The sequence below is a fragment of the Streptomyces aquilus genome (genome assembly GCF_003955715.1).
GTDB lineage: Bacteria > Actinomycetota > Actinomycetes > Streptomycetales > Streptomycetaceae > Streptomyces > Streptomyces aquilus.
This window is the reverse complement of record NZ_CP034463.1, coordinates 6427351-6451541: the sequence shown is the minus strand read 5'-3', so window position 1 is coordinate 6451541 and position 24191 is coordinate 6427351. Positions and strand designations below refer to the sequence as shown.

The window sequence follows — 24191 nt, the reverse complement described above, 5'->3', positions numbered from 1 at the left end:
CCGGTCACCGGGTCGACATATCACCCTTCCGGCACCGGAATCGGCCGCTTCTCGATCGCCGCCGCCATCACCTCAGGGAACAGGTCCGGCGTACAGGCGAAGGCCGGTGCGCCCAGCGCGGCGAGCGCGGCCGCGTGCTCCCGGTCATAGGCCGGCGCCCCCTCGTCGGACAGCGCGAGCAGTGTCACGAACTGCACGCCGGACGCCTTCATCGCCGCGACCCGCTTGAGCATCTCGTCGCGTATGCCGCCCTCGTACAGATCGCTGATCAGCACGACCACCGTCTCCGCGGGCCGGGTGATCTGCGACTGGCAGTACGCGAGCGCCCGGTTGATGTCCGTGCCGCCGCCGAGCTGGGTGCCGAAGAGGACGTCGACCGGGTCGTCGAGCTGGTCGGTGAGGTCGACGACCGCCGTGTCGAAGACGACGAGCCGGGTGTTGATCGACCGCATGGAGGCGAGCACCGCCCCGAACACGGACGCGTACACGACCGACGCCGCCATCGACCCCGACTGGTCGATGCACAGGACGACCTCCTTCTTCACCGACTGCGAGGCCCGTCCGTAGCCGATGAGCCGCTCGGGCACGATCGTCCGGTACTGCGGCAGATAGTGCTTGAGGTTGGCCGCGATCGTGCGGTTCCAGTCGATGTCCTGGTGCCGGGGCCGGCTGACCCGGGCGCTGCGGTCGAGGGCGCCGGTGAGGGTCGCCCTGGTCCGGGTGGCGAGCCGCTTCTCGAGGTCCTCGACGACCTTGCGCACGACCGCCCGTGCCGTCTCCTTCGTCGTCTCCGGCATCGCCTTGTTGAGCGAGAGCAGCGTGCCGACCAGATGGACGTCGGCCTCCACCGCCTCCAGCATCTCCGGCTCCAGCAGCAGCGTGGCGAGGCCCAGTCGGTCGATGGCGTCGCGCTGCATCACCTGGACCACCGAGGACGGGAAGTACGTCCGGATGTCGCCGAGCCAGCGCGCCACGGAGGGCGCGGAGGCCCCCAGCCCCGCGGAACGGTCCCGCCCCGACTGCTGCCCCTGCCGGTCCCCCTTCCCGTACAGCGCGGCCAACGCGCCGTCCATCGCCGCGTCCCGCCCGCCGAGCACACACCCGGTCCCGTCCGCCGCGTCCCCACCGAGCACCATCCGCCAACGCCGCAACCGCTCCTGCGCCGGATCCAGCACGTCGCCGCTCATACGCCGACCCCCTCAAGAGACCGGGCCGTCGCCGGTCGTCGCGCGGCCAGGGACCACCCCGGCTCCTCGGGCTCCGCCAACGGCCGCGCCCACAACGGCATCACCCGAACGCCGGCCCTCGGCCGCCTCTGCGCCGGGATCTCCCCCGGGGCCTCCGTCGGGAGCTCCGCCGGAATCTCCGCCGGGTTCTCCCGCTCCTGCCCGTCCGTCACCGCGCCCGCCCCCTCGATCCGCTCCCCCGGCCCACCGGTCCACTCCCCCGCCCCAGGCATCCGCTCCCCCGCTCCGCTGGTCCGCGACCCATTGGTCGGCCCCCCGGCCCCACCGGTCCACTCCCCGGCCCCACCGGTCCACTCCCCCGCCCCACCGGCCCGCTTCCCCGGCCCACTCCGCCCGCTCACCTGCTCGGTCGTCATCCCCCCACCCCCGCAAGGTCGTTGTCGTCGGCGTCCCGATGACCAGGTACGCCGTCCAGCCCCAGCAGCAGCCGCACCACCGGCAGTACCGCGTCCGCCCGCGCGGTGTCGAGGCCGGTCGCGAAGCCGGGCAGGCCGGCGCCGCTGCCGATCGGCCCACCTCCGGCCCTCTCGCCCGGTCCCCGCCGGACCAGTTCGCCGAGCGTGCGCCGGACCCCCGCCTCGTACGCCGAGAACGACCTGCGCAGCAGCGGCAGCACATCCGTGAAGGCGTCCGCCGGTACCCCGGTCAGCCAGGCGTCGACCAGCCCGAGCAGCCGCTCGTCGTGCACCAGCAGCATCCCGCCCCCGGCGCCCCCGCCCACGAAGCCCTCGATCCAGGCCGCCGCGTCCGCCGGCGGTGTCCCCGGCGACAGCACGAGCCCCATGAGCCGCGCGGCCTCGTCCTGCCCCAACTCCCCGTCGTCGAGCAGCAACCGCACGGCCCGTCCCCGAATGACGCCGGGCACGCTCTCCCGCCCGCACAGCACCCGCAGCACGGAGTGCCAGCGGACCCGCAGGGGAGGTGCGCCCCTCTCCGTCCCGTCCATCGCAGGACTGGCCGCCGCAGGACTGGCAGTCGCAGGACTGGCCACCGCAGGACCGGCCGCCACGGCCGCGTCCCCCAGCAACCCCACCGCCCCATGTACCGCGTCCACATGGCGCCGTATCTGCTCCGCGGCGTCCGCGTCGAGTCCGGCGCAGGCCGGGGGAAGGCCGACGAAGATCCGTTCGGCGAGACCCTCCGCGACCTCTGTGAGGGCGTGGGTGTCGGTGCCGCGGACGTCGCCGTACCGCAGGGAGCGGACCAGCGCGGGCAGGGCCTGGGCCAGGTGGCCGACGTCCGCGTCCAGGGCCGCGCGGTCGGCGAGGACCTGCATCACCACCGGGAGGGCGTCGGGGAGTTCGGCCAGCAGACAGCGCTCGGCGAGCGCGGTGACGTCGGCGAGGCTCGGCGCGCCGACGGCGTCCGCCTCGGCCTTGGCCGTCGCCGCCGCGAGCACCGTCGTCCCCCACACGCCCGCCTCGGCGACCCGCACCGCCAGCTCCGGCTCCCAGCGCAACCGCCACGTCTCCCGGAACGTGCCCGTGCTCCCCCGCGACGCCACCGGCTCGCCCCATGCCACGCCCAGCAGCCGCAGCCGGTGCAGCAGTCTGCTGCGGCCGGCGTCGATCTCCTTGCGCAGATCGAGCTCCAACTCCCGCTCCAGCGCCTCCGGTTTGAGCCGCAGCCTGCGCTGTGCCCGGTCGAGGTCCCGCTGCAACGGCACCGCGGGCGCCCCCTGCGGCACCTCGCCGAGCACGTCCCCGACCACGAGCCGGTCGTGCACCAGCGACAGCGGTACGTCCGAGCCCTCGCACATCACCGCCCGCACCGCGTCGGTGGTCTCGCTCAGCCCCGCCAGCGGGCGCCCGCGCATCGCCGCGAGCGTCTCCGCCAGCCGCACCGCCTCGATGACATGCGCCGAGGAGACGAGCCGGTCCTCCTTCCGCAGCAGCCCCGCCACCTTGGTCATCCACCGCTCGATCGGCCGGTCCGGCGCCGCGAACAGATGCCCGTACCACCCCGGTGAGTCGATCCCCGCCCCGTAGCCGCTGACCCGGGACAGCCTGCGGTGCGTCCACGGCACCCACGTCATGTCCGCCTTGACCTTCGGCAGACCCTTGAGCAGGGCCCGGTCGGCGGCCACGGACGCCTTCCGCCGCAGCGCGGGCACATGCCACGCCCCGCACACGACGGCCACCCCCGCTCGGAACTCACGCTGCGCCGCCCGCACTTGGAGCCGCATGTACGCCTCCCGCACGAGATCCTTGTCGTGCCCCCCGTGCCCGTACGTCTCCCGCAGCGCCCCCATCGCCTCCTCCAGGGCGAGGAACGGCCCGAACACGTCCCCGGTGCCGCCGCCCCGATGCTCGACGACGTCCTCCCACCAGCGCTCGGGATCGTCGTAACCGGCCGTCTCGGCGAGCACGGCGAGAGGATCGACCCGGACGTCGATCCGACCGGCACCGTCAGCCTCCTCGATCCCCTCACTCCCGTCGGACCCGTCGCCTGTGTCGGTCTCCGCCTCGGCCGCCTCGGCCGCGTCCGCCTCGGCCTCGTCCGCCTCGTCGGCCCCCGTGTCCCTCCCCCACGCCAGCGAGTGCGTCGCCGGCAAGTCGATGAAGCGGGCCGGGACGTCCTGCTCAAGCGCCCATCGCAGCGCCACCCACTCCGGGGAGAACTCGGCCAGCGGCCAGAACGCCGACCGGCCGGGCTCGTCCACCGCGTGGCCCAGGAGGGCGACCGGCGGCCGCATGTCCGCGTCGGCGGCCAGCGGGATCAGGGCGTCGGCCTCGGGCGGGCCCTCGATCAGGACGACCCGCGGCCGGGCCGCGTCCAGCGCCGCCCGTACCGCGCGGGCCGACCCGGGCCCGTGATGCCGTACGCCGAGCAACAACGGCTCCCCGCCGGTCGCCCCGACCTCACCCCCGTCACTGCCGCTCACTCCGTCCCCTCCCTTCAGGAACCGCCGATCCCTGGCCCCCGCCCGAGCCACCCGAGCCGCCGGAGCCGCCCGACCCACCGCTTCCCTGGCCCCCGCCAGGCTTCCCCCACCCCAGGTCCTCCCCGCTCACGCGCTCACCTCGCGGCACGCGCGGTAGAAGTCCGTCCAGCCGTCGCGCTCGCGCACGACCGCTTCCAGGTACTCCTGCCAGACGACCCGGTCGGCCGCCGGATCGCGGACGACGGCGCCGAGGATGCCCGCGGCCACGTCACCGGCGCGCAGCACGCCGTCGCCGAAGTGGGCGGCCAGGGCGAGGCCGTTGGTGACGACGGAGATGGCCTCCGCCGTCGACAGCGTGCCGCTGGGCGACTTGACCTTCGTACGGCCGTCGGCCGTGACCCCGTCGCGCAGCTCCCGGAAGACCGTCACCACGCGGCGGATCTCGTCGATCCCCTCCGGTACGGCGGGCAGGTCGAGCGAGCGGCCGAGCTGGTCGACGCGCCGCGAGACGATGTCGACCTCGGCCTCGACGCTCTCCGGGAGCGGCAGCACCACCGTGTTGAAGCGGCGGCGCAGGGCACTGGAGAGGTCGTTGACCCCGCGGTCGCGGTCGTTGGCCGTGGCAATGAGGTTGAAGCCGCGGACGGCCTGCACCTCCTCACCCAACTCCGGTATCGGCAGGGTCTTCTCGGACAGGATCGTGATGAGCGTGTCCTGGACGTCGGCGGGGATGCGGGTCAGCTCCTCCACCCGCGCCGTCATCCCCTCCGCCATGGCCCGCATGACGGGGCTGGGCACCAGCGCGTCACGGCTCGGGCCGTTCGCCAACAACTGCGCGTAGTTCCAGCCGTATCGGATCGCCTCCTCCGGCGTGCCGGCCGTGCCCTGCACGAGCAGGGTCGAGTCGCCGCTGACCGCGGCGGCCAGGTGCTCGGAGACCCACGTCTTCGCGGTGCCGGGCACGCCGAGCAGGAGCAGGGCGCGGTCGGTGGCGAGCGTGGTGACGGCGACCTCGACGATGCGGCGCGGACCCACGTACTTCGGGGTGATCACGGTGCCGTCGGGCAGGGTGCCGCCGAGCAGGTACGTCGCCACCGCCCACGGCGACAGCTTCCAGCGGGCCGGGCGCGGGCGCTCGTCCTGGGCGGCCAGCGCCGCGAGTTCGGCGGCGAAGGCGTCCTCGGCATGCGGTCGCAACGCCTGCGCAGGTGTCGTCTCCCCTGTTTCCACGGGCATCGGCTCAACGGTCACAGACATGGCGAAGTCCCCCTCCAGGCTCGGCCGGTTCTGCCGTTCTCGGATCTGGCACCCACCTTGCACCACACCACTGACAATCGCTCTGACCTGCAGAAATTCACTCACAGCAGCGCTCAGCGGACCGATTGTCAGTGGTGGGATCTACCGTCGAAGACATGACTCAGCAGGGGGTGCGCTGGACCGCGGACCAGGTGCTGGCACTGGCGCCTGACACCGCGTCACGCAAAGCGGGAAGCAAACTCGGGGCGGCGGGGCCGTGGTCCGGGACGGGGAGTTCCGACGAGGGGACGGTGTGGGGGCTGTGCAAGGGCAGTGGCAGCAAGCCGTATCAGACGGTCGTGGACATCGCGGACGTGTCCGGGCCCGCGTACAAGTGCAGTTGTCCGAGCCGGAAGTTCCCGTGCAAGCACGCGCTCGGGCTGCTGCTGCTCTGGGCGGGCGAGGACGGTTCGGTGCCGTCGGGGCAGGCGCCGGACTGGGCGGAGCAGTGGATGGAGGGGAGAAGACAGCGCGCGGAGGAGAAGAAGGCCGGGGGCGCGTCGCCGTCCGGCTCCGGTGATCCGGAGGCGGCGCGGCGTCGGGCGGAGCGCCGGGCCGAGCGGGTCACCGCGGGGGCGACGGAGTTGGAGCAGCGCCTCGCGGACCTGCTGCGCGGCGGGCTGGCCGGCGCGGAGCAGGCGGGGTACGGGCTGTGGGAGGAGACGGCGGCCCGCATGGTCGACGCGCAGGCCTCCGGACTGGCTGCCCGCGTGCGGGAGTTGGGGGCGATACCGTCCTCCGGTCCCGGCTGGCCGGTGCGGCTGCTGGAGGAGTGCGCTCTCCTCCACCTCCTGGACCAGGGCTGGCTGCGGCGCGAGCGTCTGCCGGACGGCCTGGCGGCCACGGTCCGCTCCCGTGTCGGCCTGCCCGCCTCCGCGGACGGCCCGCCGGTGCGGGACCAGTGGCTGGTGCTGGCCCAGTACGACACGGCGGACGCCCGCCTGACGACCCGCCGCATCTGGTTGTACGGCACCGGCTCCGGCCGCAGCGCCCTGCTCCTTTCCTACGGCGCCGCGGGCCGCGCCCCCGAACTCGCCCTGCCGGTGGGCCTGGCCCTGGACGCGGAGCTCTCCTCGTACCCGGGGACCGGACAGCTGCGCGCGGCCCTGGGCGAGCAGTTCGCGCCACCGGCCCCGTCCTCCATCCGTCCGCCGGGGATGACCACGACCGAGGCCGCCGCCCGTTACGGCGAGGCGCTCCGCGACGACCCGTGGCTCGACTCGGTCCCGGTGACCCTGGGCCAGGTCGTCCCGATCCCGGACGCCGACGGCTGGCAGCTCGCGGACGCCGACGGCGAGGCGGCCCTGCCGCTCACGCCCACCGCCCGCTCCCGCCCCGGCCTGTGGCGCCTGGTCGCGCTGTCGGGCGGCGTCCCGCTCAAGGTCTTCGGCGAGTGCGGCCACCGCGGCTTCACACCACTGACGGCGTGGCCGGAGGGGACGGGCGAGCCGGTCCGACTGTGCTGACCCCACCGAAGCCGACCCACCTGACGCCTCCACCGAATCCGACCGACCTGGCCGCACCGCCGAGTCCGACGGACTTGACGTTGCCACCGAGTCCGACCGCCCTGACGCCTCCGCCGTACCCGACGACCACCCCGAACTCTCCGCCGTACTCGACCGATCTGGGAGCGCACACGTACACCACCGGCCCCGCCACGCTCACTCTCCGCGACGCGCAAGACGACGACAACGTCCACGCCACACGCATCAGCAGGCAGGCCCACCAGGACGACGACAACGTCCACATCACGTACGCGCGGAGCGACGCCCACGCCACCGCACGCGCCCGTCGACGGAAGGTGCTCGCATGAACAGGACACCCACCCCAGCGGAGATCCCCGTAGAGACATCAGCCACCTGGGAAGACCTCGTCACCACCGCCCTCCTGGGAACCGACCGGCGGCCCCCCGCTACCGGAGCCCCGGGGCGCGCCGCGCCGATCGCGCTGCTGGACGCGGCCGCCGCGGAGACCGTACGGCGGCGGGCCGGGCTGCGCCCCGCGCGGGCGGCGGCGCGCCCCGACCCCGCGCCCGCGGACCCGCGCCCCGCGCTGCCCACCGCCGCGGCCCGCAGGCTGGCGATGCTGCTGGCCGACCGCCCCGGCACGGGCGGCGGCGGCCGCAGGGGCACGGCACCGGACCTCATGGAGCTGCTGCCCCAGTGGCTCGCGGCGGCCAACGCCCGGGGGTTCGCCGCGCCCTCGGAGCTGCTCCCGGCGCTGCTGGACGCGGCTCGGGGGCGTACGGATCTGCGGCCGGCGGCGCTGGCGTTCGCCGGCCCGCGCGCGGTGTGGCTGGCCCGGCTCAATCCGGACTGGCGGTTCGCCCTGCGCGCGGCACCCGGCGGGGACGCGGCGCTGCCGCGGCCGGAGGACGGGGAGCGCGTGCGACGGCTGTGGCAGGAGGGCCTGTTCGCCGAGCGCGTCGCCCTGCTCGCCGCGATACGGGCCCGCGAGCCCGCCGCCGCGCGGGAGTTGCTGGCGACGACCTGGGCGACGGAGCGGGCCGAGGACCGGCTGATGTTCCTCGACTCGCTGCGGACGGGACTGGGCGCGGACGACGAGCCGTTCCTGGAGCAGGCGCTGTCGGATCGCAGCCGCAATGTCCGGGCGACGGCGGCCGAGTTGCTGTCGGCGCTGCCGGGCTCGGCGCTCGCCGCGCGGATGGCGGTCAGGGCGGCGGCGTGTGTGGCGGTGGACCGTACGCGCGAGGTGGCGTCGATCGTCGTCGAGGCGCCGCACGAGTGCGATTCGAGCATGGAGCGGGACGGTGTCGTACCCAAGGCTCCGGCGGGACGGGGTGAACGGTCATGGTGGTTCGGCCAGTTGATGGAGGCCGCCCCGCTGGGCACGTGGTCGGCGCGGCTCGGTGGGCGGACGCCCGAGGAGATCGTGGCGCTGCCGGTGACGGACGACTGGCGGTCCGAGCTGCACGCGGCGTGGTGCCGGGCGGCGGTGCGGCAGCGGGACGCCGGCTGGGCGCGGGCGCTGCTCGGGGCGCCCGCGGCGCCGGAGGCCGGTGGCCCGGGCGCGGTGTCGCTGGCCGAGCGCGCCAAGCTGCTCGGGACGCTGCCGCCGGGCGAACGGGCCGACTGGGTGGCCGGGTTCATCGCGGCGCACGGCCTGTCGGAGGCGTTTCAGCTGCTCGGCGGCTGCGCGGTGCCGTGGTCCGGGCCGCTCGGGCGGGCTGTGGTGGACGCACTCAACATCGCGCGGGACGCGGGGAGTTACCCATGGAGCTTCAGTGGTGTGATGGGGCTGGCCGAGCGGTGCCTCGACCCGGCGGAGGCGAGCCGGCTGGACGGCCTGCTGGCGGTGCCGGACGAGTCCGAGGACGCCTCGCCGGGGGCCGGAGGGTACTGGGCGGAGGCCTTCCAACGGCTGGGCACGACGCTGCGGTTGCGGGCGGCGATGCTGGAGGAGCTGGGGACGGTGTAGCCGTTCGGCCGCGCCGTTCCGCGTCGGCGGCTGCCCTACGCCCCCGCCGCCTCCCGCACGTTCTCCCTGACCCACTCCACGATCGACTGCGTCGTCGCCCCCGGCGTGAAGATCTCGGCGACGCCCTTCTCCTTCAGCGGTGCGATGTCCGCCTCCGGGATGATGCCGCCGCCGAAGACCAGGATGTCCTCGGCCTCGCGCTCCTTGAGCAGATCGATCACCGCGGCGAAGAGCGTGTTGTGGGCACCGGAGAGGATGGACAGACCGATCGCGTCGGCGTCCTCCTGGATCGCGGTGTCGACGATCTGCTCGGGCGTCTGGTGGAGGCCGGTGTAGATGACCTCCATGCCGGCGTCGCGCAGCGCCCGCGCGATCACCTTCGCCCCGCGATCGTGGCCGTCGAGCCCCGGCTTCGCCACCACCACGCGGATCGGACCGGCTGCCACACCCATCACTGCCTCCATGAAGCGGCTTCGGCTTCCTCACACCCCATCGTGCGAGGAAGTGAACGAACGTTATCTCCAGCATCCCGCAACCGGCAGTTTCACGGCGCTGGCCGAGGGGGAAATCACACGGTGGGACACGTTCGCCGCGCACCGTTCCGAGTCTTTGCGGCACACGGACCGCAGACCCCTGCGGCCCTCGTACCGCAGCGGGAGCAAGCGCAACGGGAGCCGCAACGAGGTCGCCGCACCACCGCGCCGCGGGCCGCGCGCCGGGGCGGTGCGGCGTGCCGACGGAGGCACGCAGGGCACGTAGGGCAGGTAAGGCACGACAGCGGGGAGCCTCGTCGCCACACCGGCAGGGAGTCTCACCTCGTCATCGGCGCGGTACGCGCCATCCGCCGAGCTCACCCCACGCGCCCTCCGCATGCCCCGCCGGCCGCCTCCGCCCCGGCCTCCCACGAGGGCACACGGGGGACAGAGACGTCCTCACGTGTGCCGACAGGAGGTCGGCCATGAAGGTCACCCGGGCAGTGGAGCCCTTTCTTCCGCTCTGCCAGCGCCTGCTCCCGAGCAGACTGGCGGGACTGTCCGCGGCGCTGCTGAAGGCGACCGCCCTGGAGATCGCGATCCTCGCCGGCCACCTCCTGCTCTACCCCTCGGGCGTCTTCCAGGAACGCCGCGCGCCGGCCGCCCCGCTCCCTTCCCGGGACGGCCCCGCGCAGCTGCCGACGCAGGCCAAGCCGCCGGTCGTCCTGCTGCACGGCTTCATCGACAACCGCTCGGTCTTTGTCCTGCTGCGCCGCAGCCTCCTCCAGCACGGCCACCGGCAGCTCGAATCCCTCAACTACTCACCGCTGACCTGCGACATCCGCACCGCGGCCGAGCTGCTGGGCCGGCACATAGAGGAGATCTGCGAGCGCACGGGCAGCAAGCAGGTCGACGTCGTCGGACACAGCCTGGGCGGGCTGATCGCGCGCTATTACGTACAGCGCCTGGGCGGCGACCTCCGCGTCCGCACCCTGGTCACGCTCGGCACCCCGCACTCGGGGACCCGGGTGGTCCCGCTGGCCGACGCCCACCCGATCGTGCGCCAGATGCGCCCCGGCTCGGACGTCCTCACGGAACTCGCCCGGCCCGCGCCCGGCTGCCGTACGCATTTCGTGAGCTTCTGGAGCGACCTCGACCACCTCATGGACCCGCTGGAGACCGCCCGTATCGACCACCCCGACCTGATGGCGCAGAACGTCCAGGTGAGCGGGATCGGACATCTCGCCCTCCCGGTGCACCCGGCCGTCGCGACGGGGATACGCCAGGCGCTCGACTCGACGAGGACGGGAGCCGCGGCCGAGACCGGCACAGGAGGTCTGACAGTGGCGTGACGGGCCGCGCATCGGCGGCGTAACAGCCGCCTGACAGCCTCCTGACAGCCGTCCAACATCGAACAATCTTCGAACACAAAGCCAAACTCGCGCCCGCAGTCCCCCGAAACACGGCCGAATGCCCGTTTCCTTCAGGCGCGAAACCTGCCGAAGATTGTCGCGCCCGCGTACCGCCGGGTACAGTCACCGCACTGCTCTGGCAGCCCCTGTTGTCGAGGCGAAAGAGAAGTTGGTGAACGACCCGTACACGTCGGGGACCATGACCACCCCGACTCCGGCTTCCGATGCCTCGTCGGCGCACTATGCGTCGTACGGCACCCAGGAGGCCCAGTACGGCGACTTCGCGAGCTACGGCTACGACACGGGCGCGCACACCACCACCGCGCACTTCGACACCGACCCCCTGTTCGGCAGTCTCCCCGGTGACAGCGCTCAGAGCACCGGGACGTACGACGCCCAGCAGTGGCCGACGGACAGTCACCAGGCCCTGAACTACGACATGTACGCGGCCCAGCACCACGCCGCCTACGACACGGGCACGTACGACACGACGGGCTGGACCGGGGAGCATCAGCAGCTCTCCGCGATCCCGCCGCAGGTCGGCGCGGTGGACGCGAGCGGGCAGTGGGACGCGGGCGCCTGGCTCCAGCCCGACCAGTCCGGGAACGCGGCCGACCAGACCCAGCACTGGCAGTGGGGCACGCAGGCCTTCGACACCGGCGCCTACGACGCCACGCAGTGGAACTCCGACGGGGTCACGCCGGACCACGAGGAGCCCGTCGACCATCAGTCGACCGCGCTGTTCGAGCAGGTCTCCTACGACGAACCCGCCGCGCACGACACCGAGTTGAGCTCCACCGGCGAACTGCCCGCCCTCTCCGAGGACGACAGCGACGCCGCCCCGCTCCTCGACGACCAGGAAGACCCCACCCCCGCCCCGGGCTCCCGCATGGCCGCCCGCAACGCGGGCCGTTCCCGCCGCCGTACGCCCGCCAAGCGCTCCGCGCTGATGAAGATCGCGGTGCCCTCCGCGTGCGTCATGGGGGTCACGGGCATCGCGGCCGCCTCCATGGGCAGCATGAGCGACGGCAAGGACACCTCGACGACCGCGTCCGACGCGACGACGAAGTCCGTCAAACCGTCCGCCGCGAACAACAAGCTGGACACCCAGCTCGAGTCCCTCTCCGCGGGCGCCGACGACTTCGCCGACCGGGCCAGCCGGACGCAGGAGCGCATCGACCTCAAGGCCCAGCAGGAGGCCGAGAAGAAGAAGGCGGCGGAGGAGGCGGCCCGCAAAGAGCGGCTGCGCCCCAAGTTCGCCCTCCCGGTCGCCCAGCACGGCCTCAGCGCCTACTACGGCCAGGCCGGCGTCAACTGGATGTCCGTGCACACCGGCATCGACTTCCCGGTCTCGTACGGCACGACCGTGATGGCCGCGACGGACGGCGTCGTCCGGACGCAGTGGAACAGCGCCTACGGCAACATGATGATCGTGACCGCGAAGGACGGCACGGAGACGTGGTACTGCCACCTCTCCAGCTACCGCGTCGCCTCCGGTACGACCGTCAAGGCCGGTGACCCGATCGCGTACAGCGGCAACTCGGGCAACTCCACCGGCCCGCACCTGCACTTCGAGGTCCGCCCGGCCGGCGGCTCGGCGATCGACCCGCTGCCGTGGCTGCGCAGCCACGGCCTGGACCCGACGTAAGCATCGGGTTTTTAGGGGCGCGGGGCTGAGTCGATCAGCGGCTCCGCCGCGGGGCGCGACCAGCCCCCACCGGCCCGCAGTCGAAAAGCCCCCGTACCGCTACAGCTTCTCCACCGGCGCATACCGCAGCAGCAACCGCTTCGGCTTGGCCTCGCCGAAATCGATCGTCGCCTCGGCGTTCGCGCCCGTGCCCTTCACCGCCATGACCGTGCCCAGCCCGAACTGGTCGTGGGTGACGCGGTCGCCCACGGCCAGCGAGACCACCGGCTTCTCCGACGAACGGCTCGTGGCGAAGCCGGACGCGCCTCGCGCCGAGGAGCGGGAGCGGGAGGACGACAGTGTGGCGGCGACACCCGAGACCGGGCCCGCCGGGGCCGCGGTGGCGCCGGTGCGCTTCCACTCCACGTGCTGCTCCGGGATCTCCGACAGGAAGCGCGAGGGCGGGTTGTACGACGGCTGTCCCCACGCGCTGCGCAGCGACGAGCGCGTCAGGTACAGCCGCTCCCGCGCGCGCGTGATGCCGACGTACGCGAGCCGCCGCTCCTCCTCCAGCTCCTTGGTCTGGCCGAGGGCGCGCATGTGCGGGAAGACGCCGTCCTCCATGCCGGTGAGGAAGACGACCGGGAACTCGAGTCCCTTGGCGGTGTGGAGCGTCATCAGGGTGATGACCCCGGAGCCGTCCTCGTCCTCGTCGGGGATCTGGTCGGAGTCGGCGACGAGCGCGACCCGCTCCAGGAAGGCGGCGAGCCCCGGGGACTCCTCGCCCTCCGCCGTCTCCTGCTCGAACTCCAGGGCCACGGCGGCGAGTTCCTGGAGGTTCTCGATCCGGGTCTCGTCCTGCGGGTCGGTGGAGGCCTGCAACTCGGCGAGATAGCCGGTGCGTTCGAGCACCGCCTCCAGGACCGTCGCCGGTCCCGCGCCGGAGTCGACGATCGTACGGAGCTCCTCCATCAGCACGTTGAACCGCTTCACGGCGTTCGTCGACCGCGCGGCCATGCCGTACGCCTCGTCGACGCGCTTGAGGGCCTGCGGGAAGCTGATCTTCTCGCGCTGGGAGAGGGCGTCGATCATCGCCTCGGCGCGCTCGCCGATGCCCCGCTTGGGGACGTTGAGGATGCGGCGCAGCGGCACCGAGTCCTCGGGGTTGGCCAGCACCCGCAGGTAGGCCAGGACGTCCCGGACCTCCTTGCGCTCGTAGAAGCGGACGCCGCCGACGACCTTGTAGGGCAGGCCGACGCGGATGAAGATCTCCTCGAAGACTCGGGACTGGGCGTTGGTGCGGTAGAAGACGGCGACATCGCCGGCCTTCGCCTCGCCCGCGTCCGTCAGTCGGTCTATCTCCTCGGCGACGAACTGCGCCTCGTCGTGCTCGGTGTCGGCGACATAGCCGGTGATGCGCGCGCCGGCGCCCGCATTGGTCCACAGGTTCTTGGGGCGGCGGGACTCGTTGCGCTCGATGACCGCGTTGGCGGCGGACAGGATCGTCTGGGTGGAGCGGTAGTTCTGCTCCAGCAGGATCGTCGTCGCGTTCGGGTAGTCCTCCTCGAACTGGAGGATGTTGCGGATCGTCGCGCCGCGGAAGGCGTAGATCGACTGGTCGGCGTCACCGACGACGCAGAGCTCGGCGGGCGGGACGTCGAACTCGTTCGGCGGGACGTCCTCGTCGTGCGCACCCGTGCCTACCAGTTCCCTGACCAGGGCGTACTGGGCGTGGTTGGTGTCCTGGTACTCGTCGACCAGGACGTGCCGGAAGCGGCGGCGGTAGTGCTCGGCGACATCGGGGAACGCCCGCAGCAGGTTGACCGTCGTCATGATCAGGTCGTCGAAGTCGAGGGCGTTGGCCTCGCGCAGCCGCGACTGGTACATGGCGTAGGCCTGGGCGAGGGTCTTCTCGAAGCCGTCGGTGGCCTGGGCGGCGAAGTCCTCCTCGTCGATCAGCTCGTTCTTGAGGTTGCTGATCTTGGCGCTGAAGGACTTGGGCGGGAAGCGCTTGGGGTCGAGGTCGAGGTCACGGCAGACCAGGGCCATGAGGCGCTTGGAGTCGGCGGCGTCGTAGATCGAGAACGACGAGGTGAAGCCGAGCTTCTTCGACTCCCTCCGCAGGATGCGCACGCAGGCGCTGTGGAAGGTCATCACCCACATCGCGTTCGCGCGCGGGCCGACGAGCTGCTCGACGCGCTCCTTCATCTCGCCCGCGGCCTTGTTGGTGAAGGTGATCGCGAGGATCTGGCCCGGGTGGACATTCCGCTCGGCCAGCAGATAGGCGATGCGGTGCGTGAGCACGCGCGTCTTGCCGGAGCCGGCGCCGGCCACGATGAGCAGCGGGGTGCCGGAGTGCACGACGGCGGCCCGCTGGTTCTCGTTGAGCCCCTCGATCAGCGCCGCCGCGTCCAGGGCCGGGCGCGGGGCGCCGTCGCGGTAGTACGCGTCCCGGTCCGGCGGTACGTCGAACTTCCCGCCGAACAGATCGTCCGGAACGGGTTCCGGTCCGTGCTCGTCCTCGGGCGGCGGCGGGGGTTCCTCCTCGTGGCCCTGGGGGGCCTGGAGGTTCGCCAGGAAGCTGTCGTCAAAGAGGCCTGTCATCGCTCTCCGAGTCTAGGGCTCCCCACTGACACCCCGCCGCCGCCCCGAGAATTCGGGCCCTCTCACCCTCCAGGACCCCACCGTCACGTTCCGTGAGAAACCGCGCGATCTTCTCCCCCGCCCACCCAAGGTCACGAAAATGTATCGGGCCTATCGGACATCAACCTTCACAGGGGCCACACCCGTTGGCTACCGTGCCGGTCAGGCCGTACGACCCCCACCGGCGAACGTCGCCGGGCCGCGCGGCCTCCGCCGAGTCCGGTGCGCCGCCATGGCAACCGGAGCCGGGGACCCACACCGACCTTGGGGTGAATCGGCCCACTCCCTCTCGGGGACGGCCGTAGGGCACACCTTCCGAACCACCCGCCCGAACCCGACAGCTAACTCGGTAGGCGGAACATGGAAGGAGTCGCCTCCCTTGGCGTCGCACGCAAGGCCACGTCCTGCGGGAACGCGCGTAGCAGGCATACGCACCCCCGCGCTCGCAACGGCCGCCCTCACCTCCGTGGCCCTGCTCTCCCAGACGGCCACCGCCGCCCCCTCGACCGACGACAAGCCGAGCCTGGAGGAAGTCGAGAAGAAGGTCGACGACCTCTACCGGCAGGCGGAGTCGGCGACCGAGAAGTACAACTCGGCCAAGGAGAAGACCGCCGCGCAGCGCAAGGAGGTCGACACCCTCCTCGACGACGTCGCCCAGCGCACCCAGAAGCTCAACGAGGCCCGCGAGGAGCTCGGTTCCTTCGCCGCGGCCCAGTACCGCACCGGCGCCTCCGCGCCCGACACCGCGACCTTTCTGCTCGCGGACACCCCGCAGGACTACTTCGACCAGACGCAGCTGATGGGCCGCATGACGGACCGTCAGAAGGGTGCGGTCGACGACTACATCAGCGCCCAGTCCGCGACGATGAAGAAGCGCCAGGAGGCCACCGAGAGCCTGGAGACGCTCACCGGCTCGCAGGCCGACCTGAAGACCGCCAAGGCGACCGTCCAGCGCAAGCTCTCCGCCGCGCGCGAGCTGCTGTCGCAGCTGACCGCCGAGGAGAAGGCGCGGCTCGCGGCGATCGAGAAGAAGAAGCAGGAGGAGGCCGCCCGCAAGGCCGCGGAGCTGGCGGAGCAGCAGAAGGCGGCGGAGCAGAAGGCGAGCCCCTCCCCCTCCGAAACCACCCAAACCACCCAAACCGCCGACTCCTCCTACGCGACCAAGGCCGACAAGGCGCTCGCCTTCGCCCGCGCACAGGTCGGCAAGCCGTACGTCTGGGGCGCCACCGGCCCCGAGTCCTACGACTGCTCCGGCCTCACCCAGGCCGCCTGGAACGCCGCCGGCATCTCCCTCCCCCGCACCACCTACGACCAGGTGAACTTCGGCACCACGGTCTCCCTCGCCAACGCACAGCCAGGTGACCTGGTCTTCTTCTACGACGACGTCAGCCACGTCGGCCTCTACATCGGCAACGGCATGATGATCCACGCGCCGAAGCCGGGAGCGTACGTCCGCGAGGAGTCGATCTACTACGACGGCGAGTCGGCGATCCACAGCGTGGTGCGCCCGGCCTAGGCGTCGCCCCTCCGCGCCCCGCGCTCTTTTCTCCACGCCCGCGCGCGTGCCCCGCTCTGATCCCCCCACGCGCTCCTTAGCATCGCTTTCATGTCCGAGACGCCCCATACCTCCCCCCTCCGCACCTGGTGGGCGCAGCGCCCGCCCGCCGCCGGTTCCGCGGTGATGGCGACCGGCATCGTGTCGGTCGCCCTGCATCTGACGGGGTACGAGGTGATGTCCCGCATCGCCCTCGTGCTGGCGTGCGTGGCCTGGGTGGTGCTGGCCGCCGGCTTCGCCGTACGCCTGCTGCGGGAGCGTTCGCGCTGGGTGGCGGAGGCCGAGACGCCGGGCGCGCTCACGGCGATCGCCGCGACCACGGTGCTGGGCACCCGCTTCTCCGCCCTGGACTGGCAGCGGCTCGCCGAGGCGCTGCTGGCGCTGGCCACGGTGCTGTGGCCGGTGCTGATCGTGCTGGTCATGGGGCACTGGAAGCGGCGGATGCCGGGCGCGGTGTTCCTGACCTGCGTGGCGACGCAGGGCTTGGCGGTGCTCGGCGCGACGCTCGCGGGCGCGATCTCGACGGCGTGGCTCGCGCACGCGGCGCTGGTGCTGTTCTGGCTGGGCCTGGTCTTCTACGGCCTAGCCCTGGCCCGCTTCGACCTGCGCCAGGTGACGACGGGCGCCGGGGACCAATGGGTGGCCGGCGGGGCGATGGCCATCTCGGCGCTGGCGGGGTCGAAGCTGATCGCGGCCGACAGCGCGAGCCTGTACCTGTGGAACGCCGACGACCGGGGCGTCCTGCGCGCGGTGACCGTCGCTCTGCTGATCCTCGACCTGGCCTGGTACGTCGCCCTGCTGGCCGCCGAGTTCGGGTGGCCGCGTCCGCACTATGACGTCCGGCGCTGGGCGACGGTGTTCCCGATGGGGATGACGTCGGCGGCGACCCTGTCCGTGGCCACCGCGCTCGACGTGTCGTGGTTGAGGACGCCGGGTCAGGTGCTGCTGTGGATCGCGGTGGCGGCGTGGCTGGCGGTGGCGGCGGGTGCCGTGGCCTCCGCCCGGGCCGGCATCGGAGCCGACGAACCTCCCCTCACGTCCACAGCACCGCGATGAAGACGTTGGCCACGGTCAGCGCGCCGACCAGCCCGAACAGCCCCTTCTCCACCTTCTCCTCGTCCCGCTTGACGTAGACCAGCCCGAGGATCACGACCAGCAGCGCCAGCTTCACGCCGATCTTGACGTTGTTGACGTGCTGGTCGTCCGCCTGGTTGAGGCCGACCAGGATCGCGCCGGTGACCAGCATGGTCAGCGCGCCGTGCAGCATCGCGGGGACGAAGCGGGCGGTGCCCTGCCCCATCGCCTTCATCTGCGTGAGAAAGCCGCCGAGCAGCGAGGCGATGCCGATGATGTGCAGGCCGACGAAGAGATGGATGAGTACGTCCATGGCCCCGGAGCCTAATCAGGGCCACGTCCACCCCAGCACACCACCCCCGTCTCCCCCCTCCCTTCGGAACGTGCATATATGCGCCCCATAGCACCGCACCGCCCCCGCCCGCTCCGGAATCCGCAGTTCGGTCAGCACCCCGCGTGAAGCGAAATGCGCAGCGCAGGGATCACGCTCACATGCGGACACGCACCGGTCCCCTGAGACCAGTTCCGCGCAACCCGTTACCCCCACGACACACACAGGTTTAGCGTCCTCCACCAGGTGACCGGCTCCCCACCGCCGCCCGGGCCAGGGGCGGCAGTCGATCACCACCGCCGAGAAGGTCCGGCGGCGGCCCGCTCCCCCTGTGTGGGCCGCCGCCGGACGCGTGTCACCGCCCCGGGCGGCCGTACGACGCTCCCCCTGGCGTCGGCATGGCCGGTGACGGCCCGGGGCGGCCCTCCGGTCCTCCGGACCAGGCGGTAGCTCGTACGGTACGAAAGGACGTGCAGTCCACGTGGCAGCGCACCGCAAGCCCAGACAGCGCTCGGTAGGCGGCAATACGGCCCGTACAGCGGCGACGATCGCCCTGGCGGGCGCGGCGACCGCGACGGCATTCGACGGGACCGGGCACGCCGAGCCGAACCTGACACCGGCTCAGGTGAAGGCGAAGGTGGACAAGCTGTACCAGGAGGCGGAGGTCGCCACCGAGAAGTACAACGGCGCGAAGGAGAAGGCGGACGCGGCCGAGGAACGGCTGAAGACGCTGCGCGACGAGGCGGCACGCAAGACGGACAAGCTCAACTCGGCGCGGGACGCCCTGGGTTCGATGGCGGCGGCACAGTACCGGGAGGGCGGCCTGGACCCGTCCCTCCAACTGGCGCTGTCCTCCGACCCCGACCACTACCTCGACAGCGCGGAGTTCGTGGACCGCGCAGGCACGCGCCAGGCGGCATCGGTGGCGAGCGTCCGCAGGCAACTCCGCGAGATCGAACAACTCCGAGGCGCCGCCCACATCGAACTGGCGTCGCTCAAGTCCCGCCAGGCGGAGCTGAAGCGCCACAAGAAGACGATCACGACGAAGCTGGACGCGGCGCGCCGCCTGCTGTCCCAACTCCCGCCGGAGGTCCGGGCGTCGGATGTCCAGCGCGCATCCAGGGACTCGTCCACGGGCGACTCCCGCGCCGCCCTGACCCCCACCACCGCAGGCAGGGCGTCAGCCCCCAACTCCCGCGCCGCGGCGGCCGTTTCCTATGCCTACTCCAAACTCGGCAGCCCCTACGTCTGGGGCGCCACCGGCCCCGACGCCTTCGACTGCTCGGGCCTGACCCAGGCCGCGTACCGCTCCGCGGGCATCTCCCTCCCCCGCACGACCTACGCCCAGATCGACGCGGGCCGCCGCGTCTCCCGCTCCGAACTCCAGCCGGGGGACCTGGTGTTCTTCTACTCCGCCATCTCCCACGTCGGCCTCTACATCGGCAACGGCCAGATGATCCACGCGCCGAACCCGACGGCGCCGGTACGGATCGCGCCCATTGACGAGATGCCGTTCGCGGGGGCGACGCGGGTGGTGTGACCAAGAGGCTCTCGCTGGCGCCGTGCCGCCGGTACCTTGTCCTCACCGCGTGAGGAGCGAGGTACGCAGGGTGAAGGTCTATCTGTCGTCCACGGTGTCGGACCTGGAGAAGTACCGGGCGGCGGTACTGGCCAGGCTGCGCAAGCTTCCGCTGGACGTCATCGCGATGGAGGACTACGCGGCCTTCGACGAACGGCCGCTGGAGAAGTGCCTGGCAGATGTGGCGAGTTGTGACGTCTACGTCGGCCTCTTCGCCTTCCGCTACGGATACGTCCCCGACGTCGGCCCGCAGAACCCGGACGGGCGGTCGATCACCGAGCTGGAGTACCGCAAGGCCGGCGAGGCGGGCCGCAAGCGGCTGATCTTCCTGGTCGAGGACGGAGCCTCGTGGCCGATGGGTCACGTCGACGCGCTCACCGACCCCGCCGCGCCTTCGGCCACGGGCATCAAGCGCCTGCGCGACGAGCTGAAGAAGGTCCACGGCATCGGCTGGTTCACCAACCCCGGTGACCTCGCCGCGGACGTGGTGTCGGCGGTGGCGGCCGATCTGCAGTTGCCGCCGGGTGCCCTCGCCCCGCCCAGGCCGGTAGCGGAGCCACCGCATCCCCGGAAGCTGGTCCATGACCTCCATCTGCTGCACGCGCCCAAAGACCGCGATGCGGCAGCCCAGTTGGCCGCGGCGGTAGGGGCGATGTGGAACGTCACCACATCCTCCACCGCACTCCTCACCTCCACACCCCAGGAGATGCTCACCCTGGACCGGGCCGTGACCGCGGCCCGCACGGTCGGCCTCCTGCTGTCCCCGCCCCTGACGACCATGCTCGGCGAGAACCCCGACCGCACCCGCCGCGTCCTGAACCTGGCCCGAGCCCGCACCGGGCGCCCCCTGCTCGGCATCAACGCACCGGGCTCGGACCCCGGGACGGCCGCCGCCGACGCCGCCCAGTGGGGCATCACCGAGACACTCACCGAGTCCGCGACCCTGACGCTGCCCAACCGTCTGCACGCGGCCCTCCTGCAGACCATCGGACTCCAACGCCCCGACCACGAGATAGGCCTGCCGGTCGTGGTGGTGGCCATGACCGGTACGGAGGCGGACGACCTGCTCGGTACGGCGTCCGGGCAAGTACGGGACATCATCGAGGGCCTCGGTCTGCCCCCGGAGTCGATCCGCGCCCGGTACGGCACGACACGGGCGGACTGGAAGCCGTTCGGCGCCGAGGGCCTGACCGCCGGCCAGGTACTGGAGTCCGCGGTGTCGGGCGTCAACGATCCCGACCTCCTCCTGCGCGGCAGAAAGATCAGACTCCAGCCGTACCTCTTCGACGACCTGCTCTCCTACGACCTCGCCCACTCCCTCGTCTTCCAGGACATCTCCCGCAACGGCTGCCTGGTGGTGGCCGACGAACTCTCCCTGCTCCAACCGGACTTGGACGCGGCCTTCCGCGCATCGCCGCTGTACGAAGGCCCTCAGGTCTCCCTCATCACCCTCTCCCCCGGCGACCCCGCCGCCGGCACCCCGCACGAACTCATCCGCAGCGTCCTGGCCGAACGCCTCCACCACACCCACCACCGCTTCGGCAACGCGCTGGACCCACTCTGCGAAATGAACGTAGCCAGCAGACGCCACCTCGACCGCTGGCTGCGCACCAGCCTCCCCCAGACCCTGGACGCCTACCGCAACGCCCGACCGAGCGCCGACAAGGCCCGGCGTCTGGAAGAGGAACTCGGCACCCGTCCCACCGGCGCCATGGCCCGGCTCATCACGGAAGGCTGAGCCAAGTGATCGTCACGTTCTACTCCTACAAGGGTGGCGTGGGCCGCTCCATGGCCTTGGCCAACATCGCCGACCAACTGGCGAGAAGCGGCATGAGAGTGCTGATGGTCGACTTCGACCTGGAGGCGCCGGGCCTGGAGCACTTCTTCCCGATCGAGCACGAACGGGTTCGCGGCCGGGAAGGCCTGCTGGACCTGCTCCTGGCGTTCAAGTACGCGATGTCCGTGGCTGCTTCGTCCGCCGACGAGGGCGAGGAGGACGCCTATCGCGACCTGGAACGCTACATCTGCAGCGTCTACCCCCGCCGCTCGGACGGCGGCCGCCTCGACCTGCTCGCGGCGGGCCTGCGCCAGACGGACGAGCAGATCACCCGCTACGGCAGCGAACTGCGCCGCTTTGACTGGCAGGACTTCTACTACGTCTGGTCGGGAGAGCTGTTCTTCGAGTGGCTCCGCAGGACGTGTGCCGATCAGTACGACGTCGTTCTAGTCGACAGCCGTACGGGAGTGACGGAGCTCGGCGGGGTCTGTGCCTACCAACTGGCCGATGCCGTTGTCGCCCTGTGCGCACCCAACCTCCAGAACATGGAGGGCACGGCATGGATGGTCCGGCACTTCCTGTCCCCTCAGGTAAAGGCGGTGCGCGGCGACCGTCCGCTACAGGTTCTGGTGGTCCCGTCCCGGGTGGACCAACAGGACCCTGGCCTCCTGGCGGACTTCACCGAGCGTTTCGCGCGGACGTTCGACCAATTCACACCCCCTGCGCTGGACGAGGCGGGCCTGACCTTCTGGGAACTCCAGGTGCCGTATGTGCCCGCCTACGCCTTCGACGAGCAGGTCATCACTGATCCAGGGCGGACGGATGACCGCAGGGCGCTGGTACGGGCATACGACAACCTGCGCAACGCGATCGCTCTGCTGGCCCCTGATCGGAACCCTATGGCGGCGTTGCGGCCGACGCCGGGCGCCGTCGGCAGAGAGCCGGTCGAGACCCGATATGACCCTACGACGCGATTCGCGACGCCGGATGTCTCCGTGTCACACAGCCACACGGGCAGAGGGGCAGCAGATCAGATCCGTGAGCTACTCACCCTGCGGGGAAAACTCAGGGTCGCTGAACCCGTGGCAGGCCAGCGGTGGAACATGGGCATCCGACCGGCCAAGGTCAATCTGGTCCTGGTCAGCCCGCCGGGGGAGCTGAGCCTCCTGCAGCTGAGCGAACTGGACGCCCTGGCCGCCGTTGAGGCACCTGTGCTGCCCGTCCTGCTACCCGGCATCACCAGGGTGCCGGAGGAACTGCGGGACTACACATGCCTCGACTTCAGCGACGGGCTGGACGCTGACCGGCTGCTGGAGACCGTGCAGGCGGGCCTCAGACAGTCGAAGGCGAAGAGCACCTTGACGGAGAATGCCGATCCGGCGCCGTATCCCGGGCTCATGCCCTTCTCGGAGTCCGATGCGCCGGTGTTCTTCGGGCGTGACGAACTGGCCGCCGAGGTTCTGAACACCTTGGCGCGCCACGGAACGTGCGCGGTCATCGGTGAATCGGGAAGCGGCAAGACGAGCCTGGTGAACGCCGGTGTGCTCCCGGCTCTTCGCGCGGGAGTGCTGCCGGGCAGCGAACTCTGGCCGATCGTGCGGGTCCGCGAGGACGGCCGTGCGACGGAGTTGGAGGCGGGGCTGCGTTCGCTGGCCGACCTTCCCGAGAACTCCCGCAAGGTGGTCGTCGTTCTGGACCAGTTCGAAGAACTCCTCACGCGTGAGCCGGTCGGCCGCAGTCACCCCCTCGACTTGTTGCGGACGCTCATGCGTGCGCCGGATTCGGCCTTCCTCCTGCTGACCGTCCTGCGCACCGACTTTCTGGCCCAGGCTCATGAGCACGCGGCCTCCTTCATGAAGCACCGGGTGCACGTCACCCCCATGAGCCCCGAGGAACTCCGGCAGGCCGTGGAGATGCCGGCGCGCTACATGGGGCTCCAGCTGGAACCGGGTCTCACCGACCGCCTGCTCGCCGACGTGGGCGGCGAACCCGGGGCCCTGCCACTCCTGCAGTCCGCTCTCCACAACATGTGGACGCGCAGGAGCGAGGGCTACCTCACCCATGACGGATACCTGGACATGGGCGGCGTACAGGGAAGCCTGGCCATTGCCGCGGAGGAGTGGTTCTACTCGCTGTCGGAGGACGACGCGAACAGGGCCCGCGAACTCCTCTTGCACCTGGTCAACATCGGATCCGACGGCGAGCCGCTGAGGCGAGCTGTCCCCACCGAGACCATCAACACGATGGGAGCCACCGGTCTGTGCGAGCAGTTGCTGCAACGGCGGTTGCTGGTCACGGGATACCTCACCAAGTCCGGTCAACCTCAGGTACAGCTCGCCCACCAGGCTCTCGTCGACAGCTGGCCGAGACTCCACGCATGGATCCTGGAGGCGGGTTCAGCACTACGGCTCCGCCAGAGGCTTTCCGAGGCCGCCGCGGACTGGATGTGGTCCGGGCATACACCCGAGGGGCTTCTCAGCGAGCGGAGTCAGGCAGCCGTTGAGTCCTCCATCACAGGCAGACTGATGCTCGGGGAACTGGAGAAGGACTTCGTGGCGGCTTCACGGGCTGATGCCAGGAGGAGACGCCTGGCAGGCAGGCTGACTTATATCGCTTTGTTCGCTGTCGGGCTCGCAGTCGGTACTTTCGGCTACTACATGCCCCAGGGCAGTCTGATGACCGTGCTATTGGGCGCGGGCACGGCAGCCGCGGCAACTTTGGGTGGGGGCTGGGCGACGCGATTGTCCAGACGCGAACGCCGCTCCCTCACGCTCTGACCAGACCGGCACGAAGCTCCCCGACCCAGGGCCTGAACATCCCGGACTTGCCTCCCCGTCGGCAATGGCTCCGCACCC

17 protein-coding genes and 1 riboswitch are annotated in these 24191 nt (G+C 71.5%); of the genes, 10 read left to right on the top strand and 7 right to left on the bottom strand.

The window, feature by feature from the left end; genetic code table 11:
* Positions 1-20 precede the first annotated feature (20 nt).
* The 4 genes from EJC51_RS29805 to EJC51_RS29790 form a co-directional block, all read right to left on the bottom strand.
* Positions 21-1187: a VWA domain-containing protein gene (locus tag EJC51_RS29805; RefSeq protein ID WP_126273892.1), complete on the bottom strand. Its 1167-nt coding sequence runs from the start codon at positions 1185-1187 to the stop codon at positions 21-23.
* Positions 1184-1603 carry a hypothetical protein gene (locus tag EJC51_RS29800; RefSeq protein ID WP_126273891.1) on the bottom strand — a complete coding sequence of 140 codons (420 nt, stop codon included), beginning with the start codon at positions 1601-1603 and terminating at the stop codon, positions 1184-1186. The genes EJC51_RS29805 and EJC51_RS29800 overlap by 4 nt, the downstream gene beginning before the upstream one ends.
* Positions 1600-4131 carry a DUF5682 family protein gene (locus EJC51_RS29795; protein ID WP_126273890.1) on the bottom strand — a complete coding sequence of 844 codons (2532 nt, stop codon included), beginning with the start codon at positions 4129-4131 and terminating at the stop codon, positions 1600-1602. Before EJC51_RS29795 ends, EJC51_RS29800 begins: the two co-directional genes overlap by 4 nt.
* Before the next feature lie 126 nt (positions 4132-4257).
* The gene (locus EJC51_RS29790) at positions 4258-5388 is read right to left on the bottom strand and encodes an ATP-binding protein (protein WP_126273889.1); all 1131 of its coding nucleotides are present in this window, start codon (positions 5386-5388) and stop codon (positions 4258-4260) included.
* Positions 5389-5543: 155 nt separating this feature from the next.
* Here EJC51_RS29790 and EJC51_RS29785 point away from each other — a divergent pair, with 155 nt between their 5' ends.
* From EJC51_RS29785 to EJC51_RS29775, 3 genes are all read left to right on the top strand, one after another.
* Positions 5544-6893, top strand: coding sequence for an SWIM zinc finger family protein (locus EJC51_RS29785; RefSeq protein WP_126273888.1), 1350 nt, complete (start codon positions 5544-5546; stop codon positions 6891-6893).
* Positions 6894-6973: 80 nt separating this feature from the next.
* The gene (locus EJC51_RS29780) at positions 6974-7240 is read left to right on the top strand and encodes a hypothetical protein (RefSeq protein WP_126273887.1); all 267 of its coding nucleotides are present in this window, start codon (positions 6974-6976) and stop codon (positions 7238-7240) included.
* Positions 7237-8865 (top strand): DUF5691 domain-containing protein, encoded by a 1629-nt coding sequence (locus EJC51_RS29775; RefSeq protein WP_126273886.1) that lies wholly within the window; start codon positions 7237-7239, stop codon positions 8863-8865. Before EJC51_RS29780 ends, EJC51_RS29775 begins: the two co-directional genes overlap by 4 nt.
* 35 nt (positions 8866-8900) lie before the next feature.
* Here the strand turns inward: EJC51_RS29775 and icmB are convergent, their stop codons facing one another.
* Positions 8901-9317, bottom strand: a complete 417-nt coding sequence (gene icmB, locus EJC51_RS29770; protein ID WP_126273885.1) for a coenzyme B12-dependent isobutyryl CoA mutase small subunit — start codon at positions 9315-9317, stop codon at positions 8901-8903.
* Positions 9318-9823: 506 nt separating this feature from the next.
* Between icmB and EJC51_RS29765 the strand changes: the two genes are divergently transcribed.
* Positions 9824-10690, top strand: a complete 867-nt coding sequence (locus tag EJC51_RS29765; protein WP_126273884.1) for an esterase/lipase family protein — start codon at positions 9824-9826, stop codon at positions 10688-10690.
* Positions 10691-10949: 259 nt separating this feature from the next.
* Complete coding sequence (locus tag EJC51_RS29760; RefSeq protein WP_244363465.1) at positions 10950-12398, top strand: M23 family metallopeptidase; 1449 nt, start codon at positions 10950-10952, stop codon at positions 12396-12398.
* Positions 12399-12497: 99 nt separating this feature from the next.
* Here EJC51_RS29760 and pcrA read toward each other — a convergent pair whose 3' ends face one another.
* The gene (gene pcrA, locus EJC51_RS29755) at positions 12498-14981 is read right to left on the bottom strand and encodes a DNA helicase PcrA (RefSeq protein ID WP_126273882.1); all 2484 of its coding nucleotides are present in this window, start codon (positions 14979-14981) and stop codon (positions 12498-12500) included.
* A 240-nt stretch (positions 14982-15221) separates the two neighbouring features.
* Positions 15222-15391, top strand: a riboswitch (cyclic di-AMP (ydaO/yuaA leader).
* A gap of 8 nt (positions 15392-15399) precedes the next feature.
* Between pcrA and EJC51_RS29750 the strand changes: the two genes are divergently transcribed.
* Both EJC51_RS29750 and EJC51_RS29745 read left to right on the top strand, forming a co-directional pair.
* Positions 15400-16536 carry a C40 family peptidase gene (locus EJC51_RS29750; RefSeq protein WP_126273881.1) on the top strand — a complete coding sequence of 379 codons (1137 nt, stop codon included), beginning with the start codon at positions 15400-15402 and terminating at the stop codon, positions 16534-16536.
* Between the two features lie 90 nt (positions 16537-16626).
* Positions 16627-17631, top strand: a complete 1005-nt coding sequence (locus EJC51_RS29745) for a tellurite resistance/C4-dicarboxylate transporter family protein (RefSeq protein WP_126273880.1) — start codon at positions 16627-16629, stop codon at positions 17629-17631.
* Here EJC51_RS29745 and EJC51_RS29740 read toward each other — a convergent pair.
* Entirely contained in the window at positions 17609-17962 is a 354-nt protein-coding gene (locus EJC51_RS29740; protein WP_126273879.1) for a hypothetical protein, read from the bottom strand. The two genes, EJC51_RS29745 and EJC51_RS29740, sit on opposite strands and share 23 nt — an antisense overlap.
* 499 nt (positions 17963-18461) lie before the next feature.
* Between EJC51_RS29740 and EJC51_RS29735 the strand changes: the two genes are divergently transcribed.
* From EJC51_RS29735 to EJC51_RS29725, 3 genes are read left to right on the top strand one after another with little or no spacing between them, the layout of a single operon-like run.
* Positions 18462-19520 carry a C40 family peptidase gene (locus tag EJC51_RS29735; RefSeq protein WP_126273878.1) on the top strand — a complete coding sequence of 353 codons (1059 nt, stop codon included), beginning with the start codon at positions 18462-18464 and terminating at the stop codon, positions 19518-19520.
* A gap of 49 nt (positions 19521-19569) precedes the next feature.
* Positions 19570-21297, top strand: coding sequence for a DUF4062 domain-containing protein (locus EJC51_RS29730; protein WP_166682919.1), 1728 nt, complete (start codon positions 19570-19572; stop codon positions 21295-21297).
* A 5-nt stretch (positions 21298-21302) separates the two neighbouring features.
* On the top strand, positions 21303-24113 hold the full coding sequence (locus EJC51_RS29725) for an nSTAND1 domain-containing NTPase (RefSeq protein WP_126273876.1): 2811 nt from the start codon (positions 21303-21305) through the stop codon (positions 24111-24113).
* The last annotated feature ends 78 nt before the right edge of the window (positions 24114-24191 follow it).